The sequence below is a fragment of the Stenotrophomonas lactitubi genome (assembly GCF_002803515.1).
Lineage (GTDB): Bacteria > Pseudomonadota > Gammaproteobacteria > Xanthomonadales > Xanthomonadaceae > Stenotrophomonas > Stenotrophomonas lactitubi.
The window spans coordinates 127787-141763 of the sequence record NZ_PHQX01000003.1; the positions used below are offsets into that span (position 1 = coordinate 127787).

The 13977-nt window shown below is 67.6% G+C and carries 12 protein-coding genes; 8 read left to right on the top strand and 4 right to left on the bottom strand.

All coding sequences use genetic code 11. The features are described 5' to 3' along the window. The first annotated feature begins 27 nt into the window (after nucleotides 1-27). The gene (locus CR156_RS22130) at nucleotides 28-372 is read left to right on the top strand and encodes a hypothetical protein (protein WP_100554618.1); all 345 of its coding nucleotides are present in this window, start codon (nucleotides 28-30) and stop codon (nucleotides 370-372) included. Nucleotides 373-411: 39 nt separating this feature from the next. On the opposite strand, the gene CR156_RS22135 is transcribed toward CR156_RS22130, so the two are convergent. Then, nucleotides 412-1026, bottom strand: coding sequence for a hypothetical protein (locus CR156_RS22135; protein ID WP_033832034.1), 615 nt, complete (start codon nucleotides 1024-1026; stop codon nucleotides 412-414). A 310-nt stretch (nucleotides 1027-1336) separates the two neighbouring features. Here CR156_RS22135 and CR156_RS22140 point away from each other — a divergent pair, with 310 nt between their 5' ends. Continuing rightward, nucleotides 1337-2266 (top strand): oxygenase MpaB family protein, encoded by a 930-nt coding sequence (locus tag CR156_RS22140; protein WP_100554619.1) that lies wholly within the window; start codon nucleotides 1337-1339, stop codon nucleotides 2264-2266. A gap of 181 nt (nucleotides 2267-2447) precedes the next feature. Here CR156_RS22140 and CR156_RS22145 read toward each other — a convergent pair whose 3' ends face one another. Further along, on the bottom strand, nucleotides 2448-3035 hold the full coding sequence (locus CR156_RS22145; protein WP_100554620.1) for a TetR/AcrR family transcriptional regulator: 588 nt from the start codon (nucleotides 3033-3035) through the stop codon (nucleotides 2448-2450). A 133-nt stretch (nucleotides 3036-3168) separates the two neighbouring features. Here CR156_RS22145 and CR156_RS22150 point away from each other — a divergent pair, with 133 nt between their 5' ends. Further along, nucleotides 3169-4383, top strand: coding sequence for an MFS transporter (locus CR156_RS22150; RefSeq protein WP_100554621.1), 1215 nt, complete (start codon nucleotides 3169-3171; stop codon nucleotides 4381-4383). After that, complete coding sequence (locus CR156_RS22155) at nucleotides 4380-5555, top strand: MFS transporter (RefSeq protein ID WP_100554622.1); 1176 nt, start codon at nucleotides 4380-4382, stop codon at nucleotides 5553-5555. Before CR156_RS22150 ends, CR156_RS22155 begins: the two co-directional genes overlap by 4 nt. A 97-nt stretch (nucleotides 5556-5652) precedes the next feature. Here the strand turns inward: CR156_RS22155 and CR156_RS22160 are convergent, their stop codons facing one another. Next, nucleotides 5653-7764 (bottom strand): M13 family metallopeptidase, encoded by a 2112-nt coding sequence (locus tag CR156_RS22160; RefSeq protein ID WP_100554623.1) that lies wholly within the window; start codon nucleotides 7762-7764, stop codon nucleotides 5653-5655. A gap of 174 nt (nucleotides 7765-7938) precedes the next feature. Here CR156_RS22160 and CR156_RS22165 point away from each other — a divergent pair, with 174 nt between their 5' ends. Continuing rightward, nucleotides 7939-11001 (top strand): bifunctional diguanylate cyclase/phosphodiesterase, encoded by a 3063-nt coding sequence (locus CR156_RS22165; RefSeq protein WP_100554624.1) that lies wholly within the window; start codon nucleotides 7939-7941, stop codon nucleotides 10999-11001. Between the two features lie 68 nt (nucleotides 11002-11069). Here CR156_RS22165 and CR156_RS22170 read toward each other — a convergent pair whose 3' ends face one another. Then, nucleotides 11070-11951: a LysR family transcriptional regulator gene (locus CR156_RS22170; protein ID WP_100554625.1), complete on the bottom strand. Its 882-nt coding sequence runs from the start codon at nucleotides 11949-11951 to the stop codon at nucleotides 11070-11072. 94 nt (nucleotides 11952-12045) lie between these two features. On the opposite strand from CR156_RS22170, the gene CR156_RS22175 reads away from it, so the two are divergent. Genes CR156_RS22175 through CR156_RS22185 form a run of 3 tightly spaced genes read left to right on the top strand, consistent with a single transcriptional unit; the run spans nucleotide 12046 to nucleotide 13962 of the window. Continuing rightward, nucleotides 12046-12456, top strand: a complete 411-nt coding sequence (locus CR156_RS22175; protein ID WP_100554626.1) for a DoxX family protein — start codon at nucleotides 12046-12048, stop codon at nucleotides 12454-12456. A 43-nt stretch (nucleotides 12457-12499) separates the two neighbouring features. Next, nucleotides 12500-13309 (top strand): dioxygenase family protein, encoded by an 810-nt coding sequence (locus tag CR156_RS22180; RefSeq protein WP_100554627.1) that lies wholly within the window; start codon nucleotides 12500-12502, stop codon nucleotides 13307-13309. Beyond that, nucleotides 13306-13962, top strand: a complete 657-nt coding sequence (locus tag CR156_RS22185; protein ID WP_100554628.1) for an alpha/beta hydrolase — start codon at nucleotides 13306-13308, stop codon at nucleotides 13960-13962. The genes CR156_RS22180 and CR156_RS22185 overlap by 4 nt, the downstream gene beginning before the upstream one ends. Nucleotides 13963-13977 lie beyond the last annotated feature (15 nt).

Here is a 13977-nt window from a genome sequence, read left to right on the forward strand (position 1 = left end):
GCTTTTGCCATTCACCGAGGAACGAACATGCGCCGTATCCTGCTTGCAGCTGCCGCCGTGCTGGCCATCGCCGGCTGCGAAAACTCCAGCAACACCTCGATCACCCGCACCAACGCCAATGGCGTGGACACGCTGTACAGCAAGAGCACGGTGGTCGATGGCGTGGCGCGTTTTGAATGCATCGCCAGCAGCAGTGGGCAATGCCATTACCTGGTGCTGGCCCCGGGCTGCAGCACCGACACCGCCTGTGCGACGCCGCCGCTGCGCCATTTCGCGGTGGCCGTAGGCAAGACCGAGCAGGTCAGTAACCTGCCGAAGGACTTCCGCCAGTGCGTCAGCGACGTGCAGAAAGAACAATGCCACCGTGACTGAGCACGGTGGCATTGTGGCTCCCCCCGGATTGCGTTCGGCTCAGTAAGCCGGCTGCAGCGTCATGTCGTGATGGTGTTCGGTTTCACCGACATGATTCAGGCGACCCACCAGTTCGGAGTGCTGCTTCATGCGCCCGATCTCGGTCATGATGCGGATGTCCTCGTGGCGCAGCTCGCGCTTGGCGGTGACCGCCTGCTTGTAGTCCAGCACTTCCGGATAGTGTTCAGCCAGGTCCAGCGCTTCGGCCACGTGCTCGACGCTGTCAGCCTTGGAGGTGATGCGGGCGCGGCTGTTGAAGGCCTTCATCCAGCGCTCGAAGCCGGCGGTGCGGTCGAACATGTTGGCCATGAACCAGATCACGAACAGGATCGAGATCCACGAGCCGAACACCACGACCACGCGGGTGAAGGTGATGTGGTAATCGTCGCGCCACAGGTAATTGGTGATCAGGCCGAGGATCAGCAGCGAAGCCGCCTGCCATCCGACGATCGAAGTGATCAGCCATTGGCACTTGGCCTGGGCCAGCACCGCCACTTCATCGCGGATCTGCTGTTCGCTGAGGGTGCGCCAGTGCGCGACCTGTTTTTCGAACGGGCTGCTGTAGAGCTCGTTGTCGCGAAGCAGTAATCCCAAACCCTTGAACAAAGCAATCATGGCTGGCTCCTTGGTGGAACGTGCGGCGATCTGCAGTGGACGGTGTGGCGGGTTCAGTTCTAGCACTTCCAGCGAGCGGTGCAATGGCCTCAAGGCCACGCGGCACAAGGGTTCTGTCTGAACAGGTGAATATTGGTGCGTCGCAACATTGCTCGCGCGGCCTGCGACAAGATGTCGCAGGGTGAAACGTGCTGCGCGCGCACATGAAACCGACGCTGAGCGGCCGGGCTCGCCGTGCCTGTCGTGATCGCCCAGAATCGGGGTGGACCGCGCAGGACGCGGTCCGTCCCTCCGCCGATCTGGACCCGTGATGCCGCCGTTGCTGCACCGTCTTTCCCGCCCCGTCACCGCCCCGATCCGACGCTGGGTACTGGATGCGTTTCCGCGTGATCAGAGTGGCATCGACTACGACCACCCGCTGGGCGATCCCGGCTGGTTCGGTGCGGACAGCGTGACCTGGCGGATGCACGCCGAACTTCCCTCGATGCTGGCCGGCGGCCTGTGTGCACTGATGCTGCAGACCCTGCACCCGCGCGCGCTGGCCGGTGTCTACGATCATTCCAATTTCCGCCAGGACCTGGTCGGCCGCCTGCGCCGTACCACCGCTTTCGTGGCCGGCACCAGCTATGCGCCGGCAGGCGAGGTGGAAGCGCTGGTGGCCAAGGTGCGGCGCATCCACGCGCAGATCCGCGGTCATACCGCGCAGGGCGAGCCCTATGCCGCTGATGATCCGCACCTGCTGACGTGGGTGCATGTGACCGAGGCCTACGGCTTCCTGCAGGGCTATCGCCGCTACGGGCGTGAAGTGCCTGCCGCGATCGCCGACCGCTACTACGACGAATACCGCTGCGTGGCCGAAGCGCTGGGAGCGGTGGATGTGCCGCGCAGTGCGGCGGAAGTGGACGCGTACTTCTGCGCGCGGCAGCCGGAGCTGGTGGTGGACGAACGCTCGCGCGAAGTGCTGCAGGTGCTGTCCGGCGTGCGCCTGCCGGTGCCGGTGCCGGGCCTGTCACGCGAAATTTTCCTCGGTGCCGGTGCCGCGCTGCTGCCGGACTGGGCCGAGGGCATGCTCGAGCGCAGCACGCGCCAACGTGCGCAGGCAGCGGCGTCGGCCAAACTGATGCAGGGCATGGCACCGCTGTTCCGCCGCGCGCTGCCCGATGGCTTGGCGACCCGTGCCTGCGCACGGGTGGGTGTGCCGGTGGACGTGTTGCGCGAGTGGCCAGCATTGCCGCGGTAGGCGCCGACCTTGGTCGGCGCGCCGCCGCGCGGCGCCGCATCCACGCATGGCGTGGATCTACTGCACGCCGGCACCATGCGCCGATGACACGGCGCATCCATGCCATGCGTGGACGGCACACGATAGATCCACGCCATGCGTGGATGGCCCACAGTAGATCCACGCCATGCGTGGATAGGCCTTACCCGGTCGACTTCAGCCCACGCAGCAGCATCTCCAGTGCCGCCGTTGCTTGGCGAAGGCGCGCATCGCCATCTTCACCTTCCGCTATCCAGAACGCAGCTTCGGCCAAGCTGCCGTAGATCAGCGAAGCCAGTGCCTGCGCATCCACCGGTGCGACCACGCTCTGCGCGATCAGCTGTTCGATCAATCGCTGCATCGAGTGCACGCAGTGCTGCTGCGATTCCGGTGATGCACCACCGAGCACCGCACGTGCGTCGCGCAGCACGATGCGCTGGATCTCCGGTTCCAGCGCCATCTCCAGGTAGGCACCACAGCGCCGCGCGAAGCCGTCCCAGGTATCGGCCGCACCATCGCTGATCGCCTGCAGGCGCGCGTCCGTCTCGGCGTCGAGCTGGGCGACCACCGCCGCCAGCAGCCCCTTCTTGTCGCCGAAATGGTGATACAGCGCACCGCGGGTCAGCCCAGCCTGGGCTGTCAGATCGTCCATCGAGGTGGCGGCATAGCCTTGTTCGCTGAACACGCGGCGGGCGGTGGCCAGCAGGCTGGCGCGGGTTTCTTCCATCTCGGCGCGGGTGCGACGGACCATCCGGAACTCCTTACATACGAAGTGCATGATTATTTACATACGCGGTGTATGAATGTAGGCTCTTATTCATACGCTCTGTATGTATTGTCGTGGCGCCGCGTGCGCCAGGCAAGTCGCTGCCCTGGAGATTTCGATGGCCACCCCGTACCGCGACCTGTTCGCAGCCCCCGGCACCACCGGGCTTGCCTTGGCCGGGCTGCTGGCACGCCTGCCGCTGCCGATGACCGGCATCGGCTTCATCACCTTGCTGTCGCAGCTGCGCGGCAGTTATGCGTTGGCCGGCGCGGTGTCGGCCACCTTCGTGCTCACCTATGCATTGCTGTCGCCGCAGGTGTCGCGCTGGGTCGACCGCCATGGGCAGGGCAGGGTGCTGCCGTGGGCCACCGCGGCCAGCGCGACAGGTCTGCTGCTCCTGCTGGCCTGTACAGTGCTGCAGGCGCCGGACTGGACCTTGTTCGCTGCGGCGATGCTGGCCGGCTGCATGCCGAGCGTGTCGGCGATGGTGCGGGCGCGCTGGACCGCGATCCACCGCGGCCGCCCGCAACTGCAGACGGCCTATTCGCTGGAGACGGTGTTCGATGAGGTCACCTTCATCGCCGGGCCGCCGTTGTCGGTCGGGCTGTCGGTGGCGGTATGGCCGCAGGCTGGCGTGCTGGCTGCCGCCCTGCTGCTGGTCGTCGGCGTGGCCTTGCTGGTGCTGCAGCGTGGCACCGAACCGCCGTTGCAGACCTGCGAGGGCGCCGCACCTTCGCGCTCCCTGCTGCGACAACCGGAGATCTGCCTGCTCGCATTGCTGATGCTGGCGATGGGTGTGATCGTCGGCACGGTCGACATCACCAGCGTGGCCTTTGCCGAACAGCGAGGGCAGCCACTGGCAGCCAGCGCGGTGCTGTCGGCCTACGCACTTGGCAGCTGCGTGGCAGGCCTTCTGTTTGGTGCGCTGAAGCTGCAGGTGCCATTGCGGCGCCTGTTGCTGCTGGGTGCAGGAGCCACCGCGTTGACCACATTGCCGCTGCTGTCGGTGAGCACCCTTCCTGCACTGGCCGCTGCGGTGCTGCTGGCTGGGCTGTCCTTCGCGCCGACGATGATCGTGGCGATGTCGCTGGTGGAACAGCGCGTGCCCGAATGGCGGCTCACCGAAGGCATGACCTGGTTGCTGGCTGGCCTGAACATCGGCGTGGCACTGGGTGCTGCGTTGTCCGGGCAGAGCGTCGATGCCGGTGGTGTGCGCAGCGGCTTCGTCGTCGCGTTGGTGGCAGGCAGTGTCGTGCTGCTGGTCGCCCTGCTCGCGCAGGGTGCGCTACGCACTTCTGCTTCGTCCACTTCCTCTGCAGGGATGGTCCCGTGAGTACTTCATCGCCCGCGCACGCGGCGCCTGTGCCCCGCCATCCGTGGTGGGCCATCTCCGCCGTCGGCCTCGCCACCTTCTCCGTAGTCACCACCGAAATGCTGCCGGTCGGACTGCTGACCCCCATTGCCGACAGCCTCGGTGCGTCCGTAGGCACCGCCGGTCTGATGATCTCGTTGCCGGCACTGCTGGCGGCGCTGTTCGCACCGCTGGTGGTGATTGCAGCCGGTGGCATTGATCGTCGCCGCATCCTGTGCGCGTTGCTCGGCCTGCTGCTGGTGGCCAACGTCGCCTCGGCACTGGCGCCAGGCATCGCATGGTTGCTGGCCGCGCGTGTGTTGGTGGGCTTCTGCATGGGCGGCATATGGGCCATCGCCGGCGGACTGGCGGCGCGCCTGGTGCCGTCAGCGCGCATCGGCCTGGCCACCTCGATCATCTTCGGTGGCGTAGCCGCGGCCTCGGTGCTGGGCGTGCCGCTGGGTGCGCTGATCGGCGAGGCGCTGGGATGGCGCTGGGCCTTTGTGGTGATGGCTGCGTTCAGTGCAGCCGTCCTGCTGTTGCACCTGTGGGTGGTGCCGGCGTTGCCGGTGGACGGCTCGGTGCGCGCGCGCCAGTTCGTGCAGCAGCTGGGCAACCGCGGCCTGCAGCAAGGGCTGCTGCTGACCCTGCTGCTGGTGGCGGGGCACTTCATCGCGTTCACCTATGTGCGGCCGTTGCTCACCACGCTGGCACACATCGATGCGACATGGATCGGAGGCCTGCTGTTTGCCTATGGCATGGCCGGCATCGTCGGCAACTTCATGGTTGGCCTGCTGGCGGCGCGACGTCCGCGCGGGTTGCTGCTGGCCATTGCGCTGGGGTTGCTGCTGACACCGCTGTTGTTCCTGTGGACCGGCGGCACGCCAGCCAGCGGTGTGGTGGTGCTGCTGGTGTGGGGCCTGGCCTATGGCGGGGTATCGGTGGGGTTGATGACATGGATGATGGCGGCTGCTCCCACGGCCGTGGAGATCGCTACGGCGCTTTACGTGGGCGTGTTCAACATCGGCATCGCGCTGGGCGCGTGGGGTGGGGGGCTGCTGCTGGATGGCCTCGGGTTGCACGCCAACCTGTGGGCGGCGGCCGGGTTCGCGGCGGCGGCGACGTTGGTCGTGGCGGGTATGCGCAGGCAATAGATCCACGCCATGCGTGGATGGCGGAAAAGCGCCAACCAAGGTTGGCGTCTACCTATGAAAACGAAACGGGCGCCTTTTGGCGCCCGTTCGCGTTACATCACCAGACCTTGACCCGCTTGTCCGGGGCCAGGTACAGCTTCTGGCCTTCCTTCACGTCGAACGCCGGGTACCAGGCGTCGATGTTGCGCACCGTCAGCGCGCGGAACTGGCCCGGTGCATGCACATCGGTCAGCAGCGAATTGCGCAGCGCCTGCTCGCGGCTCTTGCTGCGCCAGGCCTGGGCGAAGCCGAGGAAGAAGCGCTGGTCGGGGGTGAAGCCTTCCAGGGTCTGGCCCGGCTTGCCCTGCAACGACAACTGGTAGGCGTCGTAGGCGGTGCCAAGGCCGGCGACGTCGGCGATGTTCTCGCCCAGAGTCAGCTTGCCGTTGACGTGCACGCCGGCGAACGGCTCGTAGCTGCTGAACTGTGCGGCAAGCGCATCACCGGCAGCGTTGAACTGCTTGAGGTCTTCGGCCGTCCACCAGTTGTGCAGCTTGCCGGTGTCGTCAAACAGCGCGCCCGCGTTGTCGAAGCCGTGGCTGATCTCATGGCCGATCACCGCGCCGATCGCACCGTAGTTCACCGCGTCGTCGGCGGCGCCGTCGAAGAACGGCGGCTGCAGGATCGCCGCCGGGAACACCAGGCGGTTTTCCAGCGGCACGTTCATCGCATTGATGGTCTGCGGCAGCATCGCCCACTCGCTGTGGTCGACCGGCTTGCCCAGCTTGGCGATGTTGCGCTGGTACTCGAACAGTTCGGCGCGCTGTGCATTGCCCAGCGGATCATCACGATGGATTTCCAGGCCGCTGTAGTCGCGCCACTTGTCCGGATACCCCATGCCCACGGTCAGGCCGGCGACCTTGGCCTTGGCGCTGGCCTTGGTCTGCGGTGACATCCAGGCCAGTGCATCGATGCGCTTGGCGAAGGCGGCGATGATGTTCTTCGCCATCTCGTCGGCACGTTCCTTGGTCTTGGCATCGAAGTGCTTTTCGACGTAGCGCTTGCCGATGGCCTCGCCGACGGCATGGTTGGCGTCATCCACAGCGCGCTTCCAGCGATCGCTCTGCTGCGGCGTACCGCTCAGCGCGGTGCCATGGAAGGCGAAGCGCGCATCTGCGAACTTCTTCGGCAGATAGGCGGCGGCACGGTCCAGCGCGTGGAAGGTCATGTAGTCCTTCCAGGCATCCAGCGGCTCGGTGGCCACCAGCTTGGACAGGCCGGCCACGGCCTTGGGCTGCCACACGATGAAGTCCTGCTGCTTGCCGAGTGCGGCTGCGTCCAGGAACGCGGCCCAGTCCATGCCCGGCGCCTTGGCGTTGAAGTCGGCCTGGGTCCAGGGGTTGGCACCCTTGGTCACGTCATTGGTTTCTTCCTGGGTGGCATGCGCCTGCGCGATCTTCGTTTCCAGAGCGAGAATGCGCTGCGCCTTGCCGGCCGGGTCGGCCACGCCGGCCAGCTGCAGCACCTGCGCGATGTAGGCCTGGTACTGCTTGCGCAGGTCGGCCATGCGGCCACCCCCCAGGTAGAAATCGCGGTCCGGCATGCCCAGGCCGCCCTGCACCAGGTACGGCGCGGTGCGGTCGGGCTGCAGCAGGTCCACCGAGACCCAGAGGCCGAACAGGCGGTCGGTGTAGAAGTTGGTGGCATTGAGCAGGTCGACATCGGCGCGCACGTCGCCGCCCAGGGCGCGGGCCAGGCCGGCCTTGTCGGCGATCGCATCGATGTTCTTCAGCTGCGGCTGCACCGGCGCCAGGCCGCGCTGCTCGATGCCTGCCTCATCCATGTAAGCGGCGTAGTAGTCGCCGATCAGCTTGTCTTCGCCGCTGGCCTGGGCGTTGCCGGCAGCGCCTTCCAGGATCGCGCGGGTATCGGCCTGGGTCTTCTCGGCGATCACGTTGAAGCTGCCGAAGCGCGAGCGGTCGGCCGGGATCTCGGTGTTCTTCACCCAGCTGCCGTTGGCGAAGCCGAAGAAGTCGTCACCGGCGGCGATGCTGCGGTCCATGCCACTGGCATCGAAACCAAAGCTGCCCAGCATCGGCTTGGCGGCAGCGGGTGTCGCCTCGGCCGGTGCGGCGGTGCCGGCGGCGGGATCGGCCGGGCGGTCGCAGGCGGCCAGGGACAGGCTGGCAACGATGGCCAGTGCCAGGGTGGGGCGGCGCAGCTTGGACATGGACTTCTCTTGCGGCGGAAAACTCCAAGTCTAATCCGCTGCGGGCCGGCTGGACGTGCCCGGCAGGGCCAGCACTGTGCGTGATCTGGCTGAACACGCAGCAGCGACCTTCACGCGGTCATCGGCGTGGTGCATGCTGCGGGCTGGATGTCTGCAGCACCCGGGGGAGGGCGCATGCAGGACAGGTTGAGGCGTCAAGAATGGCGTCCGCCGGCCGTTGAGGTCGGGGACGTGGAGGAATCGTTCGCGCATGAAGCCAGCCGACTGCCCAGGGAAGACCGACCGATGCCGGCGCTGAGACACGCGCTGGCCCGGCCGTTGCGTGCCATTACCTGGGGCGGCGTGGTGCTGGGCGTGCTGCTGGCGGTCGGCCTGGCCGCGATGCTGGCCAACGATTACCAGCGTCGGCTGGAAGCCGCGCAGCGGCAGAGCCGGGCGTTGGCGGTAGGCAGCGAGCGCCTGTTGGCACTGGAACTGCGCAACCTGGAGCGGGCGATGGGGGGCATCGCCGCCGATGCGGCCGAGTTGTTCCGCACGGTGCCTGCGCAGGCACCCGCGCTGCTGGATGCCGCCATTGCCGGCGTGCTGCGCCGGCACGCCGAACTGCACAGCATTGTCGTGCTCGATACCTACGGCCGCGCCCTGACGGCCGGCAAGGGCGACCTGCAGCTGCCGCTGTGGACCGATCCGCAGCGACGCGGGCAGGGAAGCGCGCTGTACATCGGGCCGCCGCAGCGTGCCAACGACGGTGGCTGGGTGGTGCCGCTGGCGCTGCCGATGGAGGGTGATCGCTGGCTGCTGGCGCGGCTGCGCTGCGGCGAACTGCAGCGGATCGTGGGCGGTCTGGATGTGGGGCCCAGTGGCCTGGCCTCGATCAGCGACGCCGATGGCTACATGCTGGCCCGTGTCCCCGATCCGCATGGCACCGTCGGCCGCCGTTACACGCTGCCGGCACGCAAGCTGCTGGGCCGGCAGGCCGTGGTTGAACTGGGCAGCATTCCCGGCGCGGTGGACCACATTCCGCGCATCTCCACCATCAGTACCCTGGAACGCAGCCCGTTGGCGGTGCAGGTCGGCCTGGCCAACGAAGATGTGCTGAAGCCCTGGTGGCCGTATCTGCAGGCGGCGATCGTGATCGTGCTGGCGTACGTGGCGCTGCTGCTGGTGCTGCTGTATGCGGTGCGCCGCAGCACTTACCGGCAGCAGTCGATGGCCGAAGAGCTGCGGACCGGCCACGCCGAGCTGCGCCTGGCCCATCAGGTGGGCCGCGTATGTACCTGGTATGTCGACGAAGACGCTGCGCTGCTGCGCTGGTCACCGCTGGCGCGTGAGATCTTCGGTGTGCAGACCGATGCGCTGCCGGTGGCCGATTTCTTCGCCCGCGTGCACCACGATGACAGCGCACGCATGCAGCAGGCCTTCGACCAGGCCTTCGCCGGCACCGCGGTACTCGACGAAGAATTCCGCCTGGTGCTGCCCGGCGGTGCCGTGCGCTGGGTGGCCGCGCGCGGCCAGCGGGTGGCGGTGGCCGATCGGCAGCGGCGCATGATCGGTGCACTGACCGACCTCAGCGAGCGCTACCAGGCGCGCGAGCAGATGCGCCAGGTCGAGCGCCGCTTCCGCCTGCTGTTCGATCGCAACCCCGCGCCGTTCTGGGTGTTCGATCCGGACACATTGCGCTTCATCGAGGTCAACGAGGCGGCCGTGCAGCAGTACGGCTACAGCCGCGATGAATTCCTGGAGATGAGCATCCTCGACATCCGCCCGCGCGAGGGTTGGGACGAGGTCAAGGGCGCCATCGCGCAGGTGCGCAGTGGTGAACTGCAGGACGCTGCGGTGCGCCTGCACCAGCGCAAGGATGGCACGGTGTTTGAAGTGCGCGTGCACCTGTCGCAGCTGGATTTCGATGGCCAGCCCGCATGCCTGGTGCTGGCCGAGGATGTCAGCGAGCGCCTGGCCTACGAACGCGACCTGGCCTATCACGCGCGGCACAACCCGGCCACGGGCCTGCTCAACGTACGCGCGCTGAGCGAACAGCTGGACGAGCAGTCCGGCGCCTATACCATCGCCTATGTACAGCTGCGCGGCCTGCAGCTGGTGGCCGATACGCTGGGCCGCGAGATCGGCGATGCGGTTCTGCAGTCGATGGCCTCGCGCCTGGGCGGGCTGGGCGCGCGCTTCGGCCTGCTGGCCTTCCAGCCGGCAGAAGACTTCGTGCTGGCGATCGCCCCGGAACACAACACCCAGCGCGTGCTGGACGATCTGCTGCAGATCGTCTCGGCACCGATGCGCGGCCAGGATTCGCTGCACCAGTTCGAACCCCGCATTGGTGTGGCGGTACATGACGCCAATGCAGGCCACAGTGCGGAACAGGCGATCGGCATGGCCGCGCAGGCGGCGCACGCGGCCCGCGCCGAAGGCAACGTCGTGGCCTGGTTCGATGCGGCGGTGACCACCCGCCTGGCCGACCGCCTGCGCCTGGCCGGTCGCATCCACGCGGCCATCGACAACGAGTTCCAGCTGTACTTCCAGCCGATCCGGCACGCCAGCGATGGCAGCCCGGCGTCACTGGAGGCCCTGCTGCGCTGGCCGCAGGCCGACGGCAGTTTCATCCCGCCCAGCGAGTTCATCCAGTTGTGCGAGGACACCGGCCTGATCCTGGCGTTGGGACGCTGGGTGATCCGCGCGGCGGCACAGGCGCAGCGGCGTCTGGTGGAAGCGGGGTGGGGCGAGCTGTCGATCGCGGTCAACGTGTCGGCGGTGCAGTTCTTCAACAGCGATCTGGTGGCCGAGTTCGCCCGCGCGCAACAGGATTTCGGCCTGGCCCGCGGTGCACTGCACGTGGAGCTGACCGAGAGCAGCCTGATGCGCAAGCCGGCACAGGCGATGCAGACCATGCAGCGCCTGCACGAGCAGGGCATCAGCGTGTCGCTGGACGATTTCGGTACCGGCTATTCGAGCATGTCCTATCTGCAGCACCTGCCGCTGGACATCCTCAAGATAGATCGCAGCTTCGTCGCCGACGTGGAGACCAATCCGCGCAACGCGTCGATCTGCCGGGCGCTGCTGTCGCTGGGCCACAGCATGGGGCTGACGATCATCGCCGAGGGCGTGGAGACGCCGGGGCAGCTGGACTGGCTGGCCGCGCATGGCTGCGACCAGGTGCAGGGCTACCTGCTGGGGCGGCCGGCACCGCTGGAGAAGATCATTGCGCAGCTGGATGAGGTGGCCGCCTAGGCCGCGCTGCGCGCTCGCCGGGCATGGCCCGGCGCTACCGTGTCATGGGCGCGTCTCTGGTAGCGCCCTCACACCCCGGTTTCCACCAGGTAATCGATGAAGCTGCGCACCTTCGGCGCGAGGTGGCTGCGGCTGGTGTAGACGGCGAAGATGCCGATCGGCGCGGCTTCCCATTCGGGCAGGATGCGCACCAGGCGGCCATCGGCGAGGGCCTCGTGCAACAGGAAGTCGGGTTGCAGGATCACGCCCATGCCGGCAATCGCCGCTTCGCGCAGGACATCGCCGTTGTTGGCGCGCAGCAGGGTGGTCACTGCAACCTTTACTTCGCCGCCGGGTCCCTGCAGTGGCCAGTGGTCGCCGGCTGCCCAGTAGCTGTAGCCGAGGCAGGCATGCGTCTGCAGATCCTCTGGTGCCTGTGGTGTTCCGTGTGCGGACAGGTAGGCCGGTGCGGCACACAGGCTGATCCGCGATTGGCCCAGGCGCCGTGCGATCAACGTCGGGCCCGGCTCGCGGGTGATGCGGATGGCCACGTCGTAGCCTTCTTCGACCATGTCCACCAGGCGATCGGACAGTGCCAGGTCCAGTTCGACCTGCGGGAAGCGCTCGCGGTAGCCGGCCAGCAAGGGGCCGAGGCGGGCGATGCCCCAACTGACCGGCGCATTGATGCGCAGCATGCCGGACGGTTCCAGCGCCTGTGCGCCGATGCTGGCTTCCAGCGCATCGAACTCGGCCAGCAGGCGCACGCACTGCGCGTAATAGGCGGCGCCGGCACTGGTCGGGCTGACCCGGCGGGTGGTGCGGTGGAGCAGGCGGGTGGACAGGCGTTTTTCCAGCGCGGCGACCTGGCGGGTGACCCCGGCCGTGGACATGTCCAGCGCCTGTGCGGCGGCGCTGAAGCCGTTGCGTTCGACCACCGCGACGAACACGCGCATGGCATCCAGGGTGTCCATTGTTGCGCCTTTTGAAATAAATACGGTCGATTCATCGTATTTATCGGTGGGGAAGAGCGCAATAACCTGTGCCCTGTCCCCACCGAGGTGCCCCATGAACGCTACCGCCACTCCCCTGTCCCCGCTTGCCCCGTATGCCGCGACCCTGCTGCGGCTGGCCCTGGGTGTGTTGTTCCTGGTCCATGCACTGACCAAGCTGCTGGTGTTCACCCCGGCAGGTACCGCTGCCTTCTTCGAGTCGCTGGGCCTGCCCGGCGTCCTGGGCTACCTCACCATCGCCGTTGAGCTGACGATTTCCGCAGCGCTGCTGCTCGGCATCTACGCGCGCTGGATCGGCCTGCTCGGTGTGCCGCTGCTGCTGGGCACCATCGTGACGGTGCATGGCGCCAACGGTTTCAGCTTCGCCAACACGGGCGGCGGTTGGGAATACCCGGCGTTCTGGGCGCTGGCCCTGGTGGTGCTGTTCCTGCTTGGCGATGGCCGCTGGACCCTGCGTTCGCGCTGATCGTCCCCTGGCCCGCTGCCTGTTCCTGTCATTGGAGAAGATCATGTCCCGCCTGCCTTCGCTGTACATCTCCCACGGCTCGCCGATGACCGCCCTGCATCCGGGCCAGGTCGGCGTGCGCCTGGCCGAGCTGGCCCGCGACCTGCCGGCACCGCGTGCGATCGTCATCGCCTCGGCGCATTGGCTGGCCCGGCAGCCGCTGGTCGGCAGCCATCCACACCCGCCCACCATCCACGATTTCGGGGGCTTCCCACGCGAACTGTTCGAACTGCAGTACCCGGCGCCCGGTGATCCGGCGTTGGCCGAAGACGTGGCGGGTCGCATCGCCGCCGCAGGCCTGCCGGTGGCACTCGATCCGCAACGTGGCCTTGACCACGGCGCGTGGGTGCCACTGCGCCTGCTGCACCCGCAGGCCGACATCCCGGTGGTACCGGTGTCGATCCAGCCGATGCTGGGCCCGCAGCATCAGTTCGCGCTGGGCCGCGCACTGGCGCCGCTGCGCGAACAGGGTGTGCTGTTGATCGGCTCGGGCAGCATCACCCACAACCTGCACGACTGGGGCAACTACCACGACGGCAAGGAAGCGCCTTACGTGCGTCCCTTCATCGACTGGGTGGAGCAGCGGCTGGCGGCCAACGACCGCGATGCCCTGTTCGATTACCGCCGACAGGCACCGTTTGCGGAGCGTGCGCACCCCACCGACGAGCATCTGCTGCCGTTGTACTTCGCGATGGGCGCGGCGGGCGAGGGCGGCTTTGGTGCCAAGCGCATCGATGCCGGTATCGATGCCGGCTTCCTGGCGATGGACCTGTACCGCTTCGATGGCGCCGAGCGCGCTCAGGATGCGGCGTGAACCCGCTGCTGCAACCGGTGCTGGAGCGCCCTGCGCAAGGACCGGCGCAGGGCCTGGTGGTGCTGTTGCACGGGGTGGGCAGCAATGAGCAGTCGCTGCTTCCGCTGGCCTCGGCCATCGACCCGCGCCTGCACGTGCTGCTGCCGCGCGGTCCTGTGGTCTTCGGGCCACAGGCGTTCGGCTGGTTCACGGTGCGCTTCGATGCGCAGGGGCCGGTGATCGATCCGGCGCAGGCCGAGACTTCGCGCCTGCTGCTGGCGGATTGGCTGGCTGGCCAACAGCAGCGGTTGGGACTGGATGCGCGGCAGACTGCGCTGGCCGGCTTCAGCCAGGGCGGCATCATGGCCGCCAGCGTCGCCCTGACCCAGCCGCAGCGGGTGACATCCTTCGCGATCCTGTGCGGGCGCATCCTGCCGGAAATCGCGCCGAGCATCCCGGCTGATGTGGGCCAGGCCGGGCTGGACGCGCTGGTGGTGCACGGCTACGACGACGACAAGCTGCCCTACACCCTGGCCGAAGCCGCATCGCACCGGTTGCAGGCACTGGGCGTGGCCCATCAGCTGCGTGGCTACCCGGTCGGCCATGCGTTGTCCGCGGACATGCAGCGGGAGACGCTGGCGTGGCTCGAGCGGCGCTTGCTGTCGCGGTCCTGACGCGCATTCAGATGG